This window comes from Arachidicoccus terrestris (genome assembly GCF_020042345.1).
Taxonomy (GTDB): Bacteria; Bacteroidota; Bacteroidia; order Chitinophagales; family Chitinophagaceae; genus Arachidicoccus; species Arachidicoccus terrestris.
This window is the reverse complement of the sequence record NZ_CP083387.1, coordinates 2773204-2796984: the sequence shown is the minus strand read 5'-3', so window position 1 is coordinate 2796984 and position 23781 is coordinate 2773204. Positions and strand designations below refer to the sequence as shown.

The 23781-nt window shown below is 43.0% G+C and carries 17 protein-coding genes and 1 tRNA gene; 2 read left to right on the top strand and 16 right to left on the bottom strand.

What is annotated here, in order from left to right; all coding sequences use genetic code 11:
- Window positions 1-43 precede the first annotated feature (43 nt).
- Together rplC and rpsJ are read right to left on the bottom strand one after the other, a co-directional pair.
- Entirely contained in the window at window positions 44-661 is a 618-nt protein-coding gene (gene rplC, locus K9M52_RS10885) for a 50S ribosomal protein L3 (RefSeq protein ID WP_224068457.1), read from the bottom strand.
- 284 nt (window positions 662-945) lie between these two features.
- Entirely contained in the window at window positions 946-1251 is a 306-nt protein-coding gene (gene rpsJ / locus K9M52_RS10880; RefSeq protein WP_066209982.1) for a 30S ribosomal protein S10, read from the bottom strand.
- A gap of 538 nt (window positions 1252-1789) precedes the next feature.
- Between rpsJ and K9M52_RS10875 the strand changes: the two genes are divergently transcribed.
- Window positions 1790-2344 carry a hypothetical protein gene (locus tag K9M52_RS10875; RefSeq protein ID WP_224068456.1) on the top strand — a complete coding sequence of 185 codons (555 nt, stop codon included), beginning with the start codon at window positions 1790-1792 and terminating at the stop codon, window positions 2342-2344.
- 260 nt (window positions 2345-2604) lie between these two features.
- Complete coding sequence (locus tag K9M52_RS10870; protein ID WP_224068455.1) at window positions 2605-3696, top strand: DUF4434 domain-containing protein; 1092 nt, start codon at window positions 2605-2607, stop codon at window positions 3694-3696.
- A gap of 168 nt (window positions 3697-3864) precedes the next feature.
- Here the strand turns inward: K9M52_RS10870 and K9M52_RS10865 are convergent, their stop codons facing one another.
- The 14 genes from K9M52_RS10865 to K9M52_RS10800 form a co-directional block, all read right to left on the bottom strand.
- Window positions 3865-4782: a phosphatase domain-containing protein gene (locus tag K9M52_RS10865; RefSeq protein ID WP_224068454.1), complete on the bottom strand. Its 918-nt coding sequence runs from the start codon at window positions 4780-4782 to the stop codon at window positions 3865-3867.
- Between the two features lie 17 nt (window positions 4783-4799).
- On the bottom strand, window positions 4800-6002 hold the full coding sequence (locus K9M52_RS10860) for a DNA ligase-like domain-containing protein (protein WP_224068453.1): 1203 nt from the start codon (window positions 6000-6002) through the stop codon (window positions 4800-4802).
- Between the two features lie 3 nt (window positions 6003-6005).
- Window positions 6006-7304 carry a methyltransferase domain-containing protein gene (locus K9M52_RS10855; RefSeq protein ID WP_224068452.1) on the bottom strand — a complete coding sequence of 433 codons (1299 nt, stop codon included), beginning with the start codon at window positions 7302-7304 and terminating at the stop codon, window positions 6006-6008.
- A gap of 403 nt (window positions 7305-7707) precedes the next feature.
- Window positions 7708-8046: a hypothetical protein gene (locus K9M52_RS10850; RefSeq protein WP_262902403.1), complete on the bottom strand. Its 339-nt coding sequence runs from the start codon at window positions 8044-8046 to the stop codon at window positions 7708-7710.
- Between the two features lie 38 nt (window positions 8047-8084).
- Window positions 8085-9176, bottom strand: coding sequence for a DNA topoisomerase IB (locus tag K9M52_RS10845; protein WP_224068451.1), 1092 nt, complete (start codon window positions 9174-9176; stop codon window positions 8085-8087).
- A gap of 377 nt (window positions 9177-9553) precedes the next feature.
- Window positions 9554-10594 carry a fatty acid desaturase gene (locus K9M52_RS10840; protein WP_224068450.1) on the bottom strand — a complete coding sequence of 347 codons (1041 nt, stop codon included), beginning with the start codon at window positions 10592-10594 and terminating at the stop codon, window positions 9554-9556.
- Window positions 10595-10750: 156 nt separating this feature from the next.
- The gene (locus K9M52_RS10835) at window positions 10751-11044 is read right to left on the bottom strand and encodes an RNA recognition motif domain-containing protein (protein ID WP_224068449.1); all 294 of its coding nucleotides are present in this window, start codon (window positions 11042-11044) and stop codon (window positions 10751-10753) included.
- A 541-nt stretch (window positions 11045-11585) separates the two neighbouring features.
- The gene (gene katG, locus K9M52_RS10830; protein ID WP_317197273.1) at window positions 11586-13865 is read right to left on the bottom strand and encodes a catalase/peroxidase HPI; all 2280 of its coding nucleotides are present in this window, start codon (window positions 13863-13865) and stop codon (window positions 11586-11588) included.
- Between the two features lie 456 nt (window positions 13866-14321).
- Window positions 14322-14392: transfer RNA gene (locus tag K9M52_RS10825), tRNA-Gln, on the bottom strand.
- 221 nt (window positions 14393-14613) lie between these two features.
- On the bottom strand, window positions 14614-15897 hold the full coding sequence (locus K9M52_RS10820) for a glycoside hydrolase family 76 protein (protein ID WP_224068448.1): 1284 nt from the start codon (window positions 15895-15897) through the stop codon (window positions 14614-14616).
- A 154-nt stretch (window positions 15898-16051) separates the two neighbouring features.
- Complete coding sequence (locus tag K9M52_RS10815) at window positions 16052-17059, bottom strand: 3-keto-disaccharide hydrolase (protein ID WP_224068447.1); 1008 nt, start codon at window positions 17057-17059, stop codon at window positions 16052-16054.
- Between the two features lie 52 nt (window positions 17060-17111).
- Window positions 17112-18482: a Gfo/Idh/MocA family oxidoreductase gene (locus tag K9M52_RS10810; RefSeq protein ID WP_224068446.1), complete on the bottom strand. Its 1371-nt coding sequence runs from the start codon at window positions 18480-18482 to the stop codon at window positions 17112-17114.
- Between the two features lie 42 nt (window positions 18483-18524).
- On the bottom strand, window positions 18525-20315 hold the full coding sequence (locus tag K9M52_RS10805; RefSeq protein ID WP_224068445.1) for a RagB/SusD family nutrient uptake outer membrane protein: 1791 nt from the start codon (window positions 20313-20315) through the stop codon (window positions 18525-18527).
- 27 nt (window positions 20316-20342) lie between these two features.
- Window positions 20343-23624, bottom strand: coding sequence for a SusC/RagA family TonB-linked outer membrane protein (locus K9M52_RS10800; RefSeq protein ID WP_224068444.1), 3282 nt, complete (start codon window positions 23622-23624; stop codon window positions 20343-20345).
- Window positions 23625-23781 lie beyond the last annotated feature (157 nt).

Genomic DNA, 23781 nt, shown 5'->3' with positions numbered 1-23781 from the left:
ATTCAATTTGGGTAAAGAATAATTTTTCCTGAATTCTTTACTTTTATTTTTGGATGAAAACTGTTGAGCCGATATGACCTGGAACAGAGCCACTTATTAAGATATAGTTCTTTTCAGGGAAGATTTTAACGACTTTAAGACCTTTCATTTTTACACGGTCATTACCCATGCGGCCAGCCATTCTCATTCCTTTAAATACTCTTGAAGGATAGGAAGATCCACCGATAGATCCCGGAGCACGGGAACGGTCATGCTGACCATGGGAAGCTTCACCCACACCGGCAAAACCATGGCGTTTTACAACACCCTGGAAGCCTTTACCTTTGGTAGTACCTACAACGTCAACAGACTCTCCTTCAGTGAAGATGTCAACTGTAATGGTTTCTCCTAAATTCTTTTCGATGGAATAATCGCGAAATTCTTTAACGATTTTCTTAGCAGAAGTGCTTGCTTTCGCGAAGTGGTTGATGGCAGCTTTGGTTGAGTTCTTTTCTTTTTTGTCACCTACAGCTAACTGTAGTGCACTGTAACCGTCAGTTTCCTGATTTTTAATTTGGGTTACAACATTGGGCTCTGCTTCAATGATAGTAACAGCGATCTGTTTGCCCTCGGGGCCGAAGACGCTGGTCATACCAATTTTCTTTCCAATAATTCCTTTCATTTTTGCGGTTTTTTGCCCCGCGTAGGTTTTGGAGACAATACTGAATGAAGCAGTATTTCAATCTCTGTCATCATCGACCTTTTCTGTTGTCGTTTAACTATTAAACTTGAGAAGTACCGATGACAAACAAACCTCGAAGGGCCTGTTTTATATTTTACAGTTCAAACAATAGTAGTTTGAATATCTTTCTATCAGAGCTCTTTTCTTGCCGAAGGCAATTGAGAGATGACTTTTAATAATAATATAAGAGCTGCGCCATATATAATGGCCACATTACGTCTATCTTATGCCTTAATTTCAACCTCTACGCCAGAAGGAAGATCCAGTTTGCTGAGTGCGTCAACAGTTCTGGAGGAAGAAGTGTAAATATCCAGCAGACGTTTATGTGTAGCTAACTGGAACTGTTCACGACTCTTCTTATTCACGTGCGGTGAACGCAGCACAGTGAAAATTCTCTTGTGCGTAGGTAAAGGAATAGGACCTGTAACAACAGCGCCTGTTCCACGTACGGTTTTAACTATCTTCTCAGCAGACTTATCTACCAAGTTGTGATCGTAAGATTGTAATTTTATTCTGATGCGTTGAGACATAATATAACACCCAATTTTTTATTGGGATTGCAAAGGTATGTTTAGTTTTTGAATGGACAAACTTTTTTTTCAAATTTATTGCCTCAAAGCGCAAAAATAGGTCATTTTGCCGGATCTATCGTCTCAAATTATCCAGCTTCTGTTGTCAGACTGTTCACCTCAACCGCCAATTTTCGTCATTTACCAGGATACGAAAATAACCAATGTGGGGAAGTCTGAAGGGCGCAAGCGGTCTAGAATAAAATTTGATAATCAATAATTTATCCTGAACGCTCGGCTTTCTTATAACCATAGCTCCTCTAAGACAGACTAAAGGGGAAGCAATTTCCTTAAATGAGCTTGTCATACAAATGGTGTGGACTATTCTTCCTTCCAGTATAGTATTTTATGCTTATGCCAGGTTTTGAAATGTTTAATGAGTTATAGATACTAATACATTAAAAAAATGTATAATTAATAACGAAGGGATGGAATGGACAAAGTTTTGGCTATCAACGACCTTAATCATAAATTCGCTGGCACTATTAATACTTACGCTATGAGAAAGTTTGCCTTTCTTTTCTTCCTCGCCGGGATAATCTGCACAGCGGCCGGGGCTCAGGAACTGCCAAGCCCACATCCTGGTAAAGCGCTCGTTATTTTTGAGAGACCACCCGTAACAGCATTCGCCGTCCAATTTAGATTATTTGATTCCACAAAGTATCTGGGATTGATCAGCGCAGGTGGCCATCTTGTCTATGAATGTACCCCCGGAAAAAAACTCTTCTGGGCTTTATCCGAAAACCGGGACTTCCTGGAGGCAGACCTGGAAGCAAATCAAGTGTATTTAATCCAAACACTGGTGCAGGCAGGGGCAGTCAAAGCCAGAGTTAAATTACAACCATATGATCCCAAGGATAAACGAGCTGAAAAGATAAAACGGCAGTTTATTAAAAGAATCGATAAGGGAAAAGAGAAAAAAGCGGAGACCATAACAGAAGGAACGAACCAAAAAGTGATCGGCCAGGCAATTAACCGTGGTATGGAACGCTATCAGAAGCTAAAGGACAAAAATAAAAAGATTACGCGGCTGGCCGCAGATATGCACACCTAAACAGCTATTGAAGCTTGTAAGGATGCCATTTCCCCGACCCATGCAGTTGCAGGGAGCATGATAGCCCGAAACGAGTTTGGAAGGCCGAATAGCCTATTTAGGCTTGGACAGCAGCGCCAGTTTCTTATTATTATGGAGCATGACTTTCTAGCTTAACTCCAAAATTTGAAGGGTGTTTGCGAAAAAATTATTAGATTTACTTGCTATATGCGCTGACAGACAATGATATAGTCAAGCACACCTTACATCTAAATTTAGCTATGAAAGCAAATTCTCGCCGGGATTTCTTAAAGAAGGCCTCTTTGGCAGGTTCATCCGTCATTGCCGCTTCCCTGCTTCCAAATCGGTCAAATGCAGCAATCCTTAGTAATCCAGAGCCCGGGTTACAAAGCAACCCGCTAATAATTCCTCACCCCGATGCGCTTCCCATTACGGGCACCTTCCTGGATGAAATTTCTCATGATATTCCCCATCAGAATTGGGGTGAAAAAGAGTGGGATCAGGATTTTCAGCACATGAAGGCGATTGGCATTGACACTGTGATTATGATCAGGAGCGGATACCGAAAATTCATCACCTACCCTTCTAAGTACTTACTCGCTAAAGGGTGTTACATGCCTTCCGCCGATCTGTTGGCCTTATATCTGAAATTAGCAGACAAGTACAACATGAAGTTTTATTTCGGGCTATATGATTCAGGTAAATACTGGGATACAGGTGATATGCGCTATGAGGTCGAGTCCAACAAATTTGTTATTGACGAAGTATGGAAAAATTACGGCAGTAAATACAAAAGTTTTCAGGGCTGGTATATCAGTGGAGAGATCAGCCGGCAAACCAAAGGCGCTATAGGCGCCTTTCACGAGATGGGTAAACAATGCAAAAATGTTTCTGACGGGCTACCCACGTTTATCTCCCCATGGATAGATGGGAAAAAAGCGGTAGCGGCAGCTTCGGGTGATGTATCGAAAGCTAAAGCGGTCTCCGTTCAGCAGCATGAACGAGAATGGGATGAGATATTTAGTGGCATACATGATGTGGTTGACGCCTGCGCCTTTCAGGATGGACATATTGACTATGACGAGTTAGACGCCTTTTTCTCTGTCAACAAAAAATTAGCCGATAAGTATAAGATGAAATGCTGGACCAACGCAGAGACTTTTGACAGGGATATGCCCATCAAATTTCTGCCTATCAAATTTGACAAGCTGCGACTCAAATTAGAGGCTGCTAAACGGCAAGCCTATGACAAGGCTATCACTTTTGAATTTTCTCACTTTATGAGCCCGCAATCCGCTTACCTTCAGGCAGGGCATTTATACGATCGGTATCGGGAGTATTTTAAAATTTAGTATGTAAGTGACTTTAAAGGATCGAAAATTAAAAAGGAGCCGCTGTCCTGATGAAAGTAGATACCTAAATAAAGTGGCCAGGATACTGATACTGCTCTTTGAAAGGCATGCCATTGCGCTGGAGAAGTAACTTCCCGGCTCAATGGCATGCCTTTTGGATTTTCTCTATCAGAAATCACCATAAAACACCTGAAAACATGGAAGTTTCAGGTCTTTGCGCCACATGTCTACCACCTGGTCTCTGTCATCCAGCACCAAAGAGACATAATACTTTCCATGGATCCGGGAAGAATAAATTTCTCTCTTGAGAAGGCTATCCTTTATATACGTACCTGCAGGGCGCATCCAGAGAGCATCATAACCGACCTGATGCTTTTGCAAAAAAAGCTCGGTCTGCCCTCTGTATGTATCTTCCCTGCCAGATACAAGTAGAACCTGATACCCGTTCTGTTTGTAATAGCCAAGTGTACTAGCCACCGGCACATTCAATGTATCGTTTTCACACTTGGAACCGTCAAAAGGATCTCTGTCATTAATAAGGGCCAGGGTGCCGTCCAGGTCACAGATAATGGCCTTAGGCAGATTGATATCCTGCTCCGCAGTGATATTCGGTCTGAAAGTTCTTGCTCTAAAATTCAGATCATCCGTTTTCAGCAATGTTTCTAGAGCCTCAAAGTGATGCCGTACAGCCTTCCCGGACATAGATCGACCTCCTTCCACCGTTCTTTTCTCACAGTTTTCAACCAGTTTTTCAATGGGCTCCTGAAAGACCTTAAAACTGATGTCTGCCATATGACCGAACAGTTGAATATACTGTTCAATATACGCGTATTTGGTATGAGTCGCATCTGCTACTACATTCAACTTCCGCAGTAACATCTTTCGGATACACGAAAACATCATCTCTGTGATAGCACCTTCTAACTCCTCTGACAAAAAACTCTCAGAGAACTGCATACCTCTAAAGTCATCCCGGCTCAGTCGCACCCAATTCTGGTGCACCCTCACGTGATATTTGGCGAAAGTGGTTTTGCCACTTCCCGGCGCACCCACTAAGATTAATAATTGTGGATTTCTCCTGCTCATGATCTATACATTTATATTTAAAGCGAAGGATCTAATTTTAGTTCTGCCTTCTCCTGAAGAATTCTATCCAGCATCAGGTTCTTGTAATAATAGTTTTCTGTCCGGATATCCTGATAAGGGATCTGCAGAAGCGCAAAATTGATCTGCCAGTCATTCATCGAACAGACCATTTTATTACCGGTTTTCCTTTTTCTGATCTGTGTTTCCATATCCTGTAAAAAATCGATTCCATAGATCATAGTCAGGTAGTCATTATTACGGACTTTCAGGGCGGGCACTACGCCTTTGACAAATGCTTTTTGTGGTTTGATCACAATACCCTCTGCCATTTCACGGCAGAGCGCATTATACCAGCCGTAGACCGGTACCAGCTTTTCCTGAAGCTCATCTACATTATCTATATGTACAACTTTCATCTCATCGGGATTGACCTGACTATAAGTCAGATTATCATTCGGTATCTCTTCACGCCCATCAGCGTAGATCTTTTTCAGGATATTAAATGGTTTGAAGTACAGATCGCCCTCTTTCCCATAATATCTGATTTGCCTTTCGTAAACTTCAGTCCCCTCGGCATAACTTTGGAGTTCTGGCGGCTCAAAAGCTGCCAGCGCATCAAATTGCCGCACAATATGAGCGGGATACTTCTTTTTCACGGCCTTACCAGACAGCGCTTTTCTGTCAGACAGAAACTCAGTAAACGCCTGTCCCTCTTTAACCCGCTGAGTTTTTGCCAGTAATCCACTGGATTTATAATAATCCAGCCTAGTTTGGTGTGCTTTCAAATAACCATCAAACTCACGTTCAATTAGCCGGCCCCCCATCACATGCCAGGGCAATAATTCCGCCTGCACAATGACCAGTTCCAGATCTGTCCAGTCAAATATCGAATATAGATCCTCACAGGCCAGTTTCGCCTCTGTCAGATTGATAGAATCGATCTTATATCCGTTTCTGCTGACAAAATAAGTATTGTCCATATCCTTATGAAGGTAGATGTCACAATAAGAGCCCATATACTTCTGCTGAAATACAAGATCCTTGACGCCATTTTCAACATAATAGCGAACGCCTTCATACAGGCTTTCTATCTCTTTGCGTTCCGCTGACTTGGGAGCCGGTGAGATGGTGGCAGAGAAAGCAGCAATCTTATCTTTGCACATCCACTCAATCCTGGAACGAATCTTTCTTAATTCTAATTCTTTTTCCTGAAGATCCATAGTTTATATTTTTTCAAGAATACACAGTTGTGTAGGCCGCAGCCCATTGATCTGGTCACCTACCTGTGCATAGCTTACGTTAATATTATCAAGACCGATGGTCGCAGTTTCAATAAATTGTTTGAATTCCGCTATTGAAAATTCAAACTGATGATCGGTATGCCTGAACCCCTGCTCAAAATAAAATTGGTTAAAATCTGCGTTGGGGGTCGAGATGACTACTTTGTTAAAATTAAACTGAAGCACTACCTTTATTAATTCTACTGCATCTTGCACGCTATTGTGCTCAATCACCTCACTAATGATCACATTAAGTCGCACTTCCTTTGGCACCTCATTAAAATCCGTGCGAAATAGTAAATTCGAAGATTCTATACGATATGTGATGCTTCTGGCGAGTCTTTCCAGTCGTTCATCCCGGTCTATTGCATAATAATTAGCGGTCAGCCCCATGTTCATCAGTCTCTTATAATAAGAAAATTCACCGCAGCCGATATCCAATACAGGCAACGCTATGCCAATAGCTTCGGTAACAAACCGGATTCTCGATTGCTGCGTATCCTCTCTCATAAAATTGACCGCTAATCCATATTTGGCCAAGTAGCTTTCAAAGACCGGTTTCGCAATGAGAAACTGACCCTGGTTTTTAACGGCCCTTTTGATAAACAGATAAAAAACAAAATACGGCACCTTTTCAATATTGGTCAAAACCCTAACATATTTGTCAATCAGGGAATTGTCAATAAAAGTATCTAATCCGTCTACATTAGTCAGGTGAGTAAAGATCGCAACAAGGTTCAGTAGGTTCAGTGCCTCAAAGACATTTTCCCCTGTTACTGACAGCCTAAAGTTACATCCAGATTCATGAACGAGTTGTACCCCTTCAAAATATCTTTCAAGGAGGAAGCAACCATTACGATACCAATTGGAGTTAATATAGAAAACCGGTACTTCAACGGTGCAGGGAACGGTGTCCAGTTCACCTCTGGTTCTATCCAACCAGGGGAGCTCCTGTACAATGTAATCCTCTTTGCTCCTGAGCAAATGTGTAAACAGCTCTGTGCAGATATTCAATACGGTTAGAGGATTACATAAACTTTGATAATCCAGTTGATTGGAGCGGTCACTGGCGTAGCTCTTTTTCTTATCCCAGAAAAGTACGTCATATCTCTGCCTGGATACCGTATTGCCAATAACAATCCCGTCCCTTAAGGGCTTTGCATAAAGCCCCTCATCCGTATTCGGGTTCTTATGCAGTATATCTGCTAAATAATCATTTTCCGCCAATATTCTAATAATCATAGCTTTTGTATTCAATACCTCAAAGATGCATACACAGCTACGCAACCTATCTGCGTAGTTAAGAATAGTTTATAATTTTTTCCTAGTTTCCTAATAATTGGTGGGAGAAGCTGGGGGAAGTAAGGAAGGAATAAGCAATCTAATGCCCTGCATATTCATCAGCTTCCGCTGCAAAAATAGGCTATTGTTCAGAGATAAAACCTTCATTAAATATCAATGTCTATTGCTAGGTTTTGTCAAAATAATCTTCGCTTTTTTAATACATTCAACGAAAAGGCCCTGTAAAGAATATCGTTACAAGGCCTTTCTTAGCACAAGAGTGATTAATGCCCACCGGGCTTTATAGTCTGGTATATTTGAGTCCTAAAAAATATTGTCGGCCTCAACCAGCAAAACAGCTGTCTTACAGTGTTAAATCAAACCGGTCAAGGTTCATTACTTTATTCCATGCCGAGATAAAGTCTCTGACAAACTTCTCCTCAGCGTCTGCACTTCTGTACACTTCTGCAACAGCCCGTAATTCTGCATATGAGCCAAAGATGAGGTCAGCCAGGGTCGCCGTCCACGTTGGCTGTCCCGTTGCACGATCACTTCCGATAAACAGCTGTCTGTCATCAGAGGCTGCTTTCCAGGAGGTGCGCATATCCAGTAAATTAATAAAGAAATCATTGGTAAGTACACCGGGGCGCTGTGTAGAGATGCCGTGTTTGGCACCGTCAAAATTTGTATCCAGCACGCGCATACCGCCTATCAGTACCGTTAATTCAGCCGGTGACAGCCTTAGCCTTTTAGCTTTCCCGATTGTAGATGCTTCTTAGACGAGCGCCTGCAATGCTGCAAGAACTTAAGCAACTCTTTTTCACCTTTTTTATGTAATGCTCCTGGCCGGCATGACCGAAGATTTGCAACAAACTGAAATAAACTGCTGTTCTCGAAAGCTTCAAGAAGCCCGAGATGCACGTAATATTTTTTTGTCACCGACCTGGTGTTACCTAGGGCGGAAGCCACTTTATCTAAAATTGCTACTGTTTCGGCATGAGAGGCATTATGTTGTTCATTGTTATATGACTCAAGCATATAAGTTAACGCTAGTACGGTTCCCGACCATGTGCGAAAATCCTTGCAAGTGAAGTCTTTTCCCATATAGCACTTCAGGTAGTCATTGATATCCCCAGAGCCTAGTTGGCGAATCTGACCCTGTTCATCAAAGTATTGGAATAACGTTTGCCCGGGAATTTCTTTGATGGTTTTTAATAGCTGCGCAAGTACTTTACTATTTAAGGATAATTTTTGCTGAACACCCTTTTTACCCCTGAACCGGAAGAAGCAATCTTTTCCCCTGATGCTGACATGTCGATTCTTCAATGTCGTTAAACCGTAAGAGCCGTATTTATGTTCGTAATTGCTATTGCCGACGCGCATAAACACATTATCCATCAATGTAATAGCTATGGCAGTGACCTTTTCTTTATCTAATACGGTTAATTTCAGGTCCTTCTTTAATTGTCGTCTCAAAGAAGGAAGTTCGCGGCCAAAATCCATCAGGTTGTCAAACTTAGTCTGATTTCGGAGCTCAAGCCATTTATTATGATACCTATATTGCTTCCGGCCTGCAGCATCTATTCCGGTAGCCTGGAGGTGTCCGTTTGAATAGGGGCAAATCCATACCTGCTCCCAAGCTGGTGGTATTATCAGTGCTTTTATTCGGTCCAGCGTACGATCGTCGGAAATGTCGTTACCTTTATGATCTACATAACCAAATGCATTCCCTTTCTTGATCCTGAAAATACCATTCGAATATCGATCAATATATCTTAGGTGAGCTTGTTCAAGCAGGGCTTCAGGCCTACTATCAAAATGCTGGTCCGGCATAAGTTAGAATTAATAATTCCCTACAAACAATTGCGGTAATACATAATGTTCATCATTAAATAAAACCAACAATCATTCCAATTTAAAGCAGATGTTGAAGCCTCGATAATTGGAGTTTGGAAGATTATCCGTTGACAGCAATTGTAGAAATTTTTACTTAATTCGAGTATTTGGACTGGCCGATACAGTCGCCTGGGATAGACCTGAGGATCTAATAAGAAGCACATTGATTGGTGGCGACTTATTATATTAAAAAAACAAGGCCTTTTTTCAGTCGTATAGCTTCAGAAGCTTAGGAGCAGAAGTCACAAGATGAATAATAAATTTGCTGTTCCCGAGCTATATAGCAGAAGTTAATCGTGTCCAACTGGAAAGCATTATTTGCCAATTTTACTACGTTGTTTATAGGGTATATAAAAACGCGCATAAAATTCTTTTTTTGCATCGCTGTAATGGCTGATGGCTCCAATCTTTTTAAGAAGGAAAATATAATACCATGCAAAATCAATCTGAAATGGCTTGAAGCCACTTCTCGCACTTCTTGGAAACAAATGATGATTGTTATGCCATTCTCCGGCGACGATGCCAGGCCACAACTGATTAACTGATTGATCCTTTTTATTGAAATCAGTATGTATCCGTTGCTTATCCTTTCCTTTTCCATGCCCCTCATAATTGAATGTACGGACTCCGACAGCCCAGAACCCAGCAGCACCAAAAACGGTACAAACAAGCATGTTACCCCCTAATAGATAAAAGACACCAAGCCAGAAAGCCCAATTAAGTAGCGTTGCTGTGATAGCCCTTACGGGATGAACATAAGAACCCCACCGTTTATACGCCAAATAGGTATTGCCAGGCACTCCGGTATGCCTCATTAGAAGCTTTACTTTCTCATAGTCCTCTTCAGTGAGGTCTTTTGCGATCGGCTGATGATTGACATCAGCTAAGAAACAATAAAGGAAGCCACCTTTTGCGTTATATGGATCGCCCGGGCGGTCGGATTTCGCATGGTGAACATGATGTGAAATAACATAAATCTCCTCAGGAATCATCTGAATTGTCAAATGCTGCGTCACAAGTCGCCAAAATTTGTTGCTAAAGGTATATGCGTTATGCGTGCAATATCGATGATGCCAAATAGTCCCATGTGTTCCCATGATGACCATCCCATAAACGAAGGCAATCAGGATAGTCCACCAATTTAAAAAGAAAATAAGGAAAAAAACAAAGAAGATCGCCATAATCAGTACTTTGACCCAACTAAATAGTGGCAACCAGTTTTTTCGTGTCTGAAGGATATTTAGGCGCGCAAAAAACTCCTTGAAAATCTCCCTGTTTGAAGGTTTAATAAAGGTTCCGTTACTTGTTTTCCATCCATACGCTGGAGGCTGCAGTACATGGTCTAAAAAAGACATCCTAGAATATTATAAAATGAAGGTAAACAAGAGTTGTCCCCTGTCGAATGTTTGTAGTGTTCGATGTATTCAAATGATCAATTGCAACAATCGAGGTCCTAACAATTATGTGGTAAAAAAAAGCCGGACGATTGCCGGCTTTAAAAAAATCAGATACTACCAACGGCTTTTGCCGGCGTATGATCCGTAAGATGTTTTGGGACGTTCTTCCCGCGGTTTAGCCTCGCTTACTTTAAGCGGCCTTCCGTCGACAGATCCGCCATCAAGCGATTCAATCGCTTTGCGTGCAGCATCGTTATCAGGCATTTCAACAAAACCGAAACCACGGCTTTTGCGCGTTTCCCTATCAAATACAATTTTAGCGGAATCTACCGTACCGAATTCCTCGAAAAAGCCTCTCAGATCTTCATCTTCAACCTGAAAGCTTAAATTTGAAACATAAATGTTCATAATAAAAATAATAAAATAATAAAATAAAATCTAAGAAGAGACAGAGTATGTCAAAGGAGGAAATTCTTGGCTACAAAAAGAGTAAAATATCATCCGCTTACAGAAGCTGTAAAAACCTAAATATTGGCGAAGGTATGTGAAATAATCAGAACTACGAAATAAGCTTTGGATCTGGATCACTAATGTGATTACCTTAACACCCTTGACTTAATTATCCATTGTCAATCGATCCAATTTAGTAACACGATCTTAGGATAATATTAAAGGGCATAAAACCTGTGACGGTAGCGTACTCTTTATATATCAAACAGTTATCCAGTAGGACGAAATCTGCTTCCTCAGAACGGCAGGACATATACGGCACCCCAAATTCTATTTGGTGCCAGGATTAGACAAATAAACCAAAATGTGCCTAAGCGACCGTCAAGGGTTTACAGCCGGAAAACGTTCAGAAAGTCCTTACCGCTTACTTTAGTTGCGACGTTCGGACTACGTTATCTCTGAGATGATCCCGTTTGCCTTAGTTCCTAGGTCGTCGCTGTTATCGAATTAAGTCAAATCTGTCGAGGTTCATTACTTTATTCCATGCCGAGATAAAGTCTCTGACAAACTTCGTTTGCGCATCTGCACTTCCGTACACTTCCGCAACAGCTCTTAATTCTGCATGTGAGCCAAAGATCAGGTCAGCCCGGGTCGCCGTCCACTTTGGCTGTCCCGTTGCACGATCACTTCCGATAAACAGCTGTCTGTCATCAGAGGCCGCTTTCCAGGAGGTGCGCATATCCAGTAAATTAATAAAGAAATCATTGGTAAGTACACCGGGGCGTTGTGTAAAGACGCCGTGTTTGGCACCGTCAAAATTTGTATCCAGCACGCGCATACCGCCTATCAATACCGTTAATTCAGGAGGCGTAAGTGTCAGCAACTGGGCTTTGTCGATCAACAGTTCTTCTGTCGGAACCTGCACCCTTGAACGATGGTAGTTCCGGAATCCGTCACCAAGTGGCTCCAGGTAATTAACAGACACAACGTCTGTCTGGTCCTGGCTGGCGTCCATGCGGCCGGGTCTGAAAGGCACCGTAACAGCCTGACCCGCATCTTTTGCAGCCTTCTCAACAGCGGCGCAACCACCAAGTACAATCAGATCTGCCAGTGATACCTTCTTGCCGCCTTTCTGCGCTTTATTAAAATCTACCTGAACAGCCTCCAGCTTTCCCAATACTTTTTGTAACTGTGGCGGATTATTGACTTCCCAATCCTTCTGGGGAGACAGGCGTATACGTGCACCATTGGCCCCGCCACGTTTATCTGACCCCCGAAAAGTAGAGGCAGAAGCCCATGCTACAGATACCAGTTCCGAAACAGTCAGCCCGGCATTCAGAATATTTTGTTTTAATGTGTCTATGTCGCCTTCATCTACCAGTGAGTGGTCCACCTCTGGGATCGGATCCTGCCAGATTAATTCTTCCTTCGGGATATCCGGTCCCAGATACCTGGTACGTGGCCCCATGTCTCGGTGAGTCAGCTTAAACCAGGCCCGGGCGAACGCGTCGGCGAACAGATCCGGGTTTTCCATAAAATGCCTGGATATTTTTCCATAAACCGGATCAAACCGCAGGGAGAGGTCTGTGGTGAGCATCGTGGGCTTATGTTTTTTGTTGGGATCGAAGGCATCAGGAATAATATCCTCAGCGTCTTTAGCGACCCATTGATGCGCACCTGCAGGGCTTTTAGTCAATTCATACTCATAGCCGAACAGGTTTTCAAAAAAACTGTTGCTCCATTGAGTGGGTGTTTTTGACCAGGTAACTTCCAGTCCGCTTGTAATAGCATCAGGGCCGCTGCCGGTACCAAAGCTATTACGCCAGCCCAGCCCCTGCATTTCAATGCCTGCTGCTTCAGGTTCATGATTGACATGCGTAGCCGGGGCGGCACCATGGGTTTTTCCGAAGGTATGGCCGCCTGCAATTAGCGCAACGGTTTCTTCATCGTTCATGGCCATCCGGCCAAACGTATCACGGATATCTTTGGCCGCCTTTATGGGGTCGGGGTTACCATCAGGCCCCTCTGGATTGACGTAGATCAGACCCATCTGAACGGCCGCCAGCGGTTCTTCCAAATTTCGGGAATGGATATAGCCATCAGCGTCGTCATCGGACACCAATACACCATGATTTTCATCGACTCCGGGAGATCCGTCCGCATAACGAATATCACCGCCCAACCAGGTGGTTTCTGAGCCCCAATAGACATCCTCACTGGATTCCCATACATCTTCACGACCGCCGGCATAACCGAAGGTCTTAAAGCCCATCGATTCTAACGCCACGTTCCCCGCAAGAATCAGTAAATCTGCCCAGGAAATTTTCTGCCCGTATTTTTGTTTGACAGGCCAAAGTAATCGCCTTGCCTTGTCAAGACTTACATTATCCGGCCAGCTATTAAGCGGGGCAAAGCGTTGCTGCCCCTGCCCGGCCCCGCCACGTCCATCATGGACCCGGTAGGTGCCCGCGCTGTGCCACGCCATACGGATGATCAGCCCGCCATAGTGCCCAAAATCGGCCGGCCACCAATCCTGCGAATCAGTCATCAGCACCTTAAGATCAGCCTTCACGGCCTCCAGATCAAGGCTTTTAAATGCTTCCGGATAATTAAAGCCCTGATCCATCGGGTCCGACAAGGAGCTGTGTTGACGCAGAATATTCAGATTTAACCGACTGGGCCACCAATCGGTATTTTTAGGACCACCGCCACCCACATTGTGCTTCATCGTTCCATTATAAAAAGGACACTGGCCGATGTCACTAGATTGCTTTTCCATATTTAATAAGTTTTGTGTGAAAGGTTATATTCTGACTAGGCAGTATAAAGTTAATAAATACAAGTTATAATTATTATCGATTAATTCTATACTGTGATAAGTAAAATCTATGTTATAATATGGAATCAAGTTTGAGCATCAGGTAATTCCTGTTCTGATCAATAACATGCATCACATAAACAAGAAAGCAAGCGCAGGGCTTCCTACCTATCCGTATAGCACACCTAATCTACTTTATCTTGTTAGAAAATCCGTATCTCTTTTCACAAAAAGACACACTTCGTTCTATGGCACTTGGTAGCGAGTAAAATATATCATTCATTACTACCAAGGCACTAATTTTAGTTACCATCAGAGATTCCTTTCTTATACAAACCTAAGGTATGGTTTTTCATGAAAAACAACCAACTGGCATACAAAAAAAGAGGCGGTTAGCCTCTTTATCAATCTTTTTTGTTACCCGACCAGGACTCGAACCTAGACAAACAGAACCAGAATCTGTGGTACTACCATTATACTATCGGGCAATTCAGGATAGCAAAATTAAGCACTTTTAATAAATTATCATAATCATGATGTAAAAATATTTTTAAAATATATCTTATCTATTTTCCAACCGGCCTATAAAAGAAGGATGTATATCATAAATGAGATATATTTCGAATTTGTTTTTTGATGATTATAGATAAAATAAGCAGTTTTGAGAAGCTTACCATCTGCAAATGATACAGCCTCTAGGAATATCAGATCATTTTTCAGAATCAAATAACAGCATTAAAGCGGGTATTCCAGATGCATCATAGCAGGAAACAGTAGGGCCAGTAGACTTTGTATAACTTTTACCCGTCAGGTTCTTATCATTCCTATGACTCCAGCCAAAACCTATAGTGCGTTCTATCCATTTCAGATATTGTGGCTGGTTACAATCATAAATCAACATATGCATATATTGGGCAAAAATGGCCGTATAAATACCCTGTTCAGTTCCATCTCCATTTGGAATAATAAAGAGTGGTGCAGACATTGTATTTACAGTATAATTGGCAGCCAAAATCGCATTATCCAAATAAGATCGTTCTCCTGTCAACTTATATAGCAGACAGGAAGCGCCAATAAAAGTTCCCTGGTTATAAAGGGTAGCATTCCAGTCTACACTCTTTCCGTGGCGGCTATCTGCAACATTTCCGCTGCCCTTATCAAATAAATTATCCACCCCCCATGCATAAATCTCCTTGGCATTTTTTAAATATGTATCCTTACTATGCCATCTGGGATATTCAGGATTCTCGTCAAAGCCCTCCTTATCTCCTGTTTTATGTCGCACATCTGATGCAGCAATATTATTATAAAGCGTAACAGCTGCTATTACTGTAGGAAAATTGATACAGGACATTTTTCCATTATCGCTATTATCAGAAGGGTCATTGCGATTCCATTGCCAAAACATTCCTCCGCTTTTCTCATCATAAGAACCTCTGTCCTTCAGCTTATAAGATCCATGCCAAACCCGGCAAAAGCTTTCTTCTGCTAATTTCAGATACTGCGGATTCTTAAATAACCCATATGCCCTGGAAAAAGAAATCGTCCACCACATGATATCATCATAGATAAACCAGCCATTCTGTGCATCCTGATTATGAAAATCAAAACCGACATAATGGGCACTGTCTCCTCTATAAATACTTGTCACAAGATCTTTATACCTCGCCTGCTTTTGTCGATCATTCTCTTTAACCGCAAGCTTGTAAGCATTCATAGCCATATCCCAGTAAATCGCCTGGGTCCAGATTGCTCCGATAGTGGCCTTGGTATTAGCACCATTAGTAATAGCGGAATTAACTTTATAAAGATGAGTCTCTGGGTCAAATAAATACTGATTAAATGCCTCGTACGCCTTCCAGGTGTCAGTATCTGAATAACTTGATACAACAGGATAATCCAAAATAATTCTAGAGGGCTTCTGACGATTAAAGGCACTGCTCCCAATACCGATCATCAACAGGAAGCAGGAGGAAAGAATCCATTTTTTCATTAATCTTTAGTTTATTAAGCGTAAACTTACCTAATAACTTTTATGTTTCAGCGTATTTTAATATCTTTCAAAAGCATGAATGGCAAAATATCTCTCAGTAACCTTTTGAGACGTTTTGCCATTCATATAACATCATAAAAAGTGAATACGGCCCTTATTTCGCCGGGGTAATTGTAATATTCCTGAACATGATCGGGCCATGATCTCCCTGGAAATAGATCGGGCCAGGCTCTCCTTCTTTACTATCCAATGCGCCGCCTGTTATACCCGGGATCTCTCTGTTACAGATCACGGTTTTGCCGTTCGCCACAACGGTCAGCATCCTGCCAATTAAGGTAATGTCATAGCTCTGCCACTCGTCAGGTCCTTTAACGGCCATTTCACTGGGAGGTAAAAAGCCATAAAGGCCGGAGAACAAATGGCTGTTGGGATGATCTGTAGGCGGATTATCAATGATCTGGAGTTCATAACGCCCTCTCAGATACACACCGCTGTTACTGCCTTTGTGATATTTGAACTCAACATGGAGTTTAAAATCGCCAAACTTCTGATCTGAAACCAGATTGGAACCAGACTCGGGACTGATCAAAATCCCATCCTTTACGATCCATTGATTTTTGGATCCTGTCGGGTGCCATCCATCCAGGTTCTTACCGTTAAAAAGCCGGATCTGTTTACCCCAACTGATATTTTTCTTTTCATTCAAGGCCGGCGCTTTTACGCCTTTAAAGGAATAGGTCTTGCCGGAAGGATAGGTGATCTCTCCCTCTATGTGATCACTCAAAAGCTGGCCTTTTAAGATTAGATCATTCGTGCTCTTCTCCCATTGTGGCGGAATCGCAAAATCAAATTCCCCTTTATTAAAATGCACATGAGATACGGGTCGGGCGCTACCACCCGAACCCACAAAACGTCCCACTAAAGTTTCAAATCCCGACACTTCCACTTCCAGCCAGGAAGCGGCCTCGTGGCCATTTTCGTTTACTGTCAGGTCCCAACGACCGACCAGGGACGCACCTTCATCTGTATTCAACGCCACTGGTTTAATTTGCGCCTGTGTCATACAACACAACAAAAGTCCGAAACAAAGACCCCACCCTTGCCGCCAATAGTGTCTGGCTATCGTAATTCTTTCTAGTCTCTTTGCGCATACTGTTTTCATGATATATTAATTTTGTGGAAATAGTTAAATGCTTTTATACAACTGACCTACATTAAGAACGCAATCTCATCTTCTCCGGATCCCATTCGATGGGCTTTTTCTGAAAATAACTGTCGTTACATAATAAAGCCGGCGCCGCCGCTCTGTATCCAAAAATAGCATCCTCTGCTACCGTCCGGTCATTACGGATGGCTGTAAAGAAATTATTAAAATGATCATAATGTGCTCCTTTATATCCCTTTTCGGCTTCATAGACCATGATTTCAGGGGGTAGCATCTTTTTCCGGTCAGTGGGCTTACCGGCCCTCGCCAGTTGCGCCTCCAGGAAAGGATCGTCCGTCGCATATGTCTTATTGCGCTTGAGAGTCACCCTATCCCATTCTACGTCCATTGCGCCTTCACTGCCCACTAAACGAAGATAAGTGGTTCCGCTTGTTCCATCAACAAAATTACATCTTAGAGAAAGATTAAAACCCTTATTATCACCAGCTGCCGGGTAATCAAAAGTACCCAACAATACATCCGGCACCTCCCTTCCATCTTCCCAATACCGTAAACCGCCGCTCGCGTAGATCCGCTCGGGTCCATGCGAATCAGTTATGAAATGCAAACTGGAAAATAGATGAACAAATAAGTCTCCAGCCATGCCCGTGCCATAATCGGTGTAATTTCTCCACCTGAAAAAACGCAATTTATCAAAAGGTCGCTTGGTTGTATTGCTGATATAGGTGTCCCAGTCTACGGTTTGTGCTGACGCATCTTCCGGAATCGGGTACTGCCAGACTTCCACAGGGCCTCTTCTTGCCCAGAACCCTTCGGCATAATTCAGCTGCCCAATCGCTCCGGCCGCCAGTAACGCTCTGGCCTTCTCATTACCCAAAGAGGACATACCCTGACTACCTACCTGAAACACTTTCCCGTATTTTTTCTGTGCAGCAATAACATCGGGGCCTTCAGTAACACTATGGACCATTGGCTTTTCACAATACACGTGTTTGCCTGCTGCCATGGCGTCAATAGATATCTGCCGGTGCCAATGATCAGGCGTCCCGACAATCACCGCATCGATATCTTTTCTATTCAGTATCTCTTTATAATGCTTGGTCAGGAAAAGATCATTGCCCCACTTTTTCTTGGCGGCCGCCAGCCGGCCATCGTAGAGGTCACACACAGCAACCAGTTTAACACCCGGAACCGACAACGCTGTATTCGTGTCTGCTGACCCCATACCGCCTGCCCCGATTAATGCCAGGTTAATCTGGTCATTGGGTCCGTAGTTCTTTGGGCCGCCGATCAGACCCTTTCTGCTCAAGGATTCAAAGCCGGCTGCCAATCCTTTTTCTGATACGAGGCTCCCGGCGGCTACGCCGCCCAGAGCCATTGAAAAGTTCCTTAAAAACTTTCTCCGGTCATAATTACTCATAAAATCGTTTTATTGTCTGTCTAAAAAATATTGAATACCGTTTTAATGAATGGTAGGGTCAAATGTGCCGCCCCAGTCCTTATTCTGTTCAAGCTTGTCCCCTGCTGCGATAACACTTGACTGCAAAGGAGCGAAATAATACTTATCCGGAACAGTGTTAATTCTCACGCCTGAAATCGGAATCTGTAATTCTGTATAGGTAAAGTCATCCGGTTCCAGAGAATAGTCTGATGACAAAGCCTGTGCCTGCTCAATGGGCATTTCTGATCCATCTGCTTTTTTAGCGATGGCTTCAAGGCCATGCTTAGGTACATTGTTCAACAGATCGAAGCGGCGCCATCTTCGTAAATCCTTAAAGCGCATACCTTCAAAACAAAATTCCACATTTCTTTCATCCATAATGGCTTGCCTATACGCCAGGCGGGTGCTAGCCGTTATTCCATATTTGCCGTCACTTCCTGGCTCAATGCCTGCCCGCTGACGAATGGCTTTCAATATTTCAAGCGCCTCGTCACTGTGTCCCGTTTCATTGGCAGCTTCCGCATAATTCAACATTACTTCAGCAAAACGCATGACCACAAAGTCCACAGTATAATTACCCTGTACCTGTGCCTGGGTAAGATTCAGGTCACAGTTTTTCAAAATAAAAAAACCGGAATATTTGTTATTGTTCGCAGAAGTGACACCCGCATTTGGATTGACGCCAAAGGCATCCAAAGGATCTGCAATACCGACACCTGTATATTGCCTGTATACCGACGGCATCCCGGCGACCTGAAACAGTTTACCATTCCAAACGACTGATTTTCCAAAACGAGGGTCTCTGTTTTCCCAGAAGGATTGCATAAATACGGAAGCTGGTTTATAGTATTTTCCGCTCGGGTCGTCGGAAGCCTTACCATCAAGCATCGGAAAATTTTTCACCATCTCCCAGGTAGGCGTTACAGCAGCCGTTCCTCTACTCAAACTGCCCGGACGGGCACCGTTGTCCCAGTTAGCTGTTTTATTAGGATACTGATTGGTTACAGAAAATACAATTTCAGAATTTTTCTCCTGTAAAGCGATCTGCGCGTAGTCGCTCACCAATGCATACCCCTGATTTTTCAGGCTTTCATAAGCCGCTTTATTAACGGTATACGCCTCTTGCCAATATGCGTTATCCCAGGGTTTTGAGGGGTTAAATTGTGGAGACGCCATGTAGAGCAATACTTTCGCTTTGAATGCCAGGGCAAAGTTGCCATCAACCCGGCCCCAATCAGTCGTAGAAGAAGGTAAGATATGTTGGGGCAATAACGCAATTGCGGAATCAATATCCTGGATCATAAATTCAAAGCATTCCTTAGTCGAATTTCTGGGCACATTCAGATTATCTTTATATCTGTCCTGAGCAACTTTCAGATAGGGCACGCCTCCATAGGTAGTTACCATCGGAAAATACTCATAGGCCCTTAAAAAATACAGCTGTCCCAAAGACCTCTTTTTAAAATCATCTGATGTGTTCCCCGCTTTTACCTGAGTAATCCCCTCATTAATTAACCGGATGGTTGTGTATCCCCAGTTGGCAAGGGGGCCGGCATCTGTCACCGTTATGGCGTCGGTCGGAAAGCCAATTCCAGATACCTGATCATCCAGCCGGTCGAGACTGACATTCCAATTCCCAAACACGTTATATAAGTTCGCCAAATAAGAATTAACAAGGTTCGAATCACTCCAGATAGCCGCAGAATCATACGCGCTCAGATTAGGCTGATCTAATACCTTCGTACACCGGGTGGAAAGTATTGTCGTCAAAATAAAAACTGATAATATACTATAAGAAAGATACTTTTTCATTTTTCTGATTTTTAAGATTAGCAGAGATTAAAACCTGGCATTCAGGCCAATCGTATAAGTTTTCATTACAGGATATGAATCATAATTGTCCTGTTCAGGGTCCTGAAATTCCTTCATATCCGAGAAAGCAAAAAGATTCGTTCCGTTGGCGAACACCTGTAAACTGGAAAGGCCTATTTTTTTCAACCAGTCTCCAGGAATGCTGTAGGCAATGTTCAGGTTCTTTAATCTTAAATAGGCACCATTACGCATCCAGAATGAAGAAGCTATGGCCCCTGATTCTGCCCAGTTATGCCCGATCACACGTGGATATTTTGCATCTGTATTTTCTGGTGTCCATACATCGCTGCCCCAAATCGGATAATACAAACGCTGAGAACTTCCCCACTGGCGAATGCCCGGCCCATCAAGGTTGCTGATCATCCTATCATAAGCCCCCACACCTTGGAAATGAGCATCCACGCTTAAACCTTTCCAGCTCACATTGAACCCAAATCCAAAGTTAATCCTCGGTTTCCCATTTTCACTAAGGAGGACGACATCGTTTCCATCAATTTTCCCGTCAGGTTCATCAGAAAAATCCTGCCCTCTTACGTCCTTGTAAATGATAGCACCCAAATATGGCTTTCTGCCATAATAGTTATAGCCTTTATCCAGTAATTCGTCCAGCTGCTGCTGGGTGCGGATTAAGCCAACTGCTTCAAATCCGAATATCCTGTCATTGGGATGCCCCACCGGGTATCTAAAGTCTTCGGGCTGCCCCGGATAGTAGGCTGCATTTGTGGGGTCCAGTTTATCCCATCTGTCCTTGGCATAACCGATATTACCGTAAACAGTGTATGACAATTTACCTATATAATCCTGCCACTGTAAAGAGAATTCAGATCCCATAAAAGTTCGCTGTGCATAGTTTTCCGCCGCCAATCCCTGCCCATATGTGGTAGGAAGCGTTACAGTTCTATAGGCCAGGATATTTTTCATGGTATTTCTAAACACATCCACCGTACCGGACAACTTGTTCTTTAGCAAAGCAAAATCGATCCCTATATTTTTTTCATCCGTCTCGGCCCAAGTAATATTTGGGTTCGGCGTGTATGCCGGAGTAATACCCGTATAATAATTATTGCCAAAGAAGTATCCGCTATTATTACTATAATAGGTCTGATATTGGAACGGCTCAATATCATTGTTATTAATATCAACCAGATTTCCCGTAGTGCCATAGGAGGCTCTCAACTTAAGCTCACTTACCCATGGAACGCTTTGTTTGAAAAATGATTCATTGGATATTTTCCAGGCCAGTGAACCAGATGGGAAGAAGCCCCATTTGCGCTCCGGCCCAAACTCATACCGGCCGTCCCTTCGAAAGGAGAACTCCGCAATATATCGATCTGCATAGCTATAATTGACACGGCCAATCCAGGACTGGTTCGCCCCTAAGGTTTCATAGGCATCTCCATACCTGTCCCCCTGAGATGTAGAATAGGTAAACATCTGATCAATACCTGTAACTGGCCCGTAGCCGGTAGCTTCTATATCATAATTTCTTCTTTCTGCCTGTTCAAAGATCAACATGGCGTTGATATTATGCTTGCCGAATTTTCGTTCATAATTCAGATACCAATCAATCTGATATTTCCAGCCAGTGGCCAACTCATAACCCAGGAAGGGTTTGGATTTACCAAAGTTAAAAATACTTACTTTGGTAGGGTCAGGCGCACTTGGCACATAAGGATTGTCTGCATTGGGGTCCGGGATAAAACGGTAATTGGTCTGGAATGTCAGCCATTTTTTTCTAAAATAATCATTAGCCTCATAGTTACCCACGAATTTTGTAGAAAGGCCTTTGATAAACTGATCCAGTTTGACATCTAAAGTGACCGTCGGGTTAAACTGTCTTCGTCTTGTATGGATGTACCGATTACCATCGACCATGTCGATTACATTCCACCCCAGCCAACTACCAATGGCAGGAAGTACCGGGTAAGGCGTAACACCGCTGGCCGGAGAACCGTCTTTATTCAAATAGAAGGGCATGATCTTTGGCCAGTTGAAAGTCACCCGGTAAAAGTCTCCCACATTATAGTCATCATCACCGGTATAGGGCCAATAAAATCTGTCAGGATTCTGTTGAGCGGCCGAAAGGTTCAGGTTGACGGAGATGGCATCACTGATCTTGGCTGTAATATTCGTACGTAAATTGAATTTTTTATAATCAAGTCTTGTATAAGAGCCCTGTTCCTTCGTGTAGCTTAACATCGAATAATAAGTCAGCTTTTCTGAACCTCCGCTGACACTCATTAAATATTTTTGACTACCGGGATTGCGCCATATCCAGTCATTGACATTATAAGACTTGTCCTTAAAATAATTGAAAGCCGCCTGATCATTAGGCAACGGGTCATTTCTGTCGTTATATTCATTATTCCATTCAGTAACCCTGTTCTGATAAGTTAGCTCATCGGTTGCCGTAGTAAGATTGCCCAGAAGCTCCTGCGCAGGTCTCCCGGTAGTGGTAGAAACCTGCGCCTGAAAAGTGGGTTTCCCCGCATGGCCTCGCTTTGTCGTGACAACTAGAACACCATCTCCCGCCTGTGCACCATACACGGCAGCAGCAGCGGCATCCTTCAACATGCTCATCTGATCTATCTCATTCGGATCAAGCGCATCAAATGCTTGTTTGTCCTTAATAACACCATCTATTACAAACAGGGGATCATTAAAAGAGCCTCTGATCCGTATAGAAGAGGAAGCCCCTGCCAGCCCTGAGGTATTTGTGACCGTGACGCCCGGAGCACGTCCCGCCAGGGCATTGGACAGATTCGTCACAGGCACATCGGTAATCCGGTTCATATTTACTGCGGTCACAGCACCTGTAATATCAGATTTACGCTGTTTACCATACCCCATTACAACTACTTCATTTAAACTACCTTCCTCAGCAACTAACTTGATGGCTAATGTGGACGACCCGTTAAATGGTAATTCCTGGGCAATATAACCGGTATAGGATATCACAAGCGTACCGGCATTTTGGGAAGCCCGGATCGTAAATGCTCCGGTTGAATCCGTAGCGACCCCTAAGGTGCTTCCTTTGATCGTGATAGATGCACCGGCGAGCGGTAACCCTAAATCATCAGTGACTTTACCTTGCAAGGTTACGCTTTGCTGGGTGTCCTGAAAATAATTTGTTCCTGCAGCGCGGACAAGCAATGCCGGCTGTCCACTGCAAACCAGTAACGCAAGAAAAGGTAATAAACCTTTTTTAAACGCCCTTTTGTAGAAATTTTTAAAGATTTTGTTTTTCATTGGATTAATATTAGAGGGAATAATAATATTTTAACAAATAAATATACTAGGTCAATTATATTATAAATAAATATTAATATCTTACACCAATATTAACCTTTTCGAATTAAACAAGTGACAAATAGTGTATTATTTTCATAAAAATTTTATATTAATT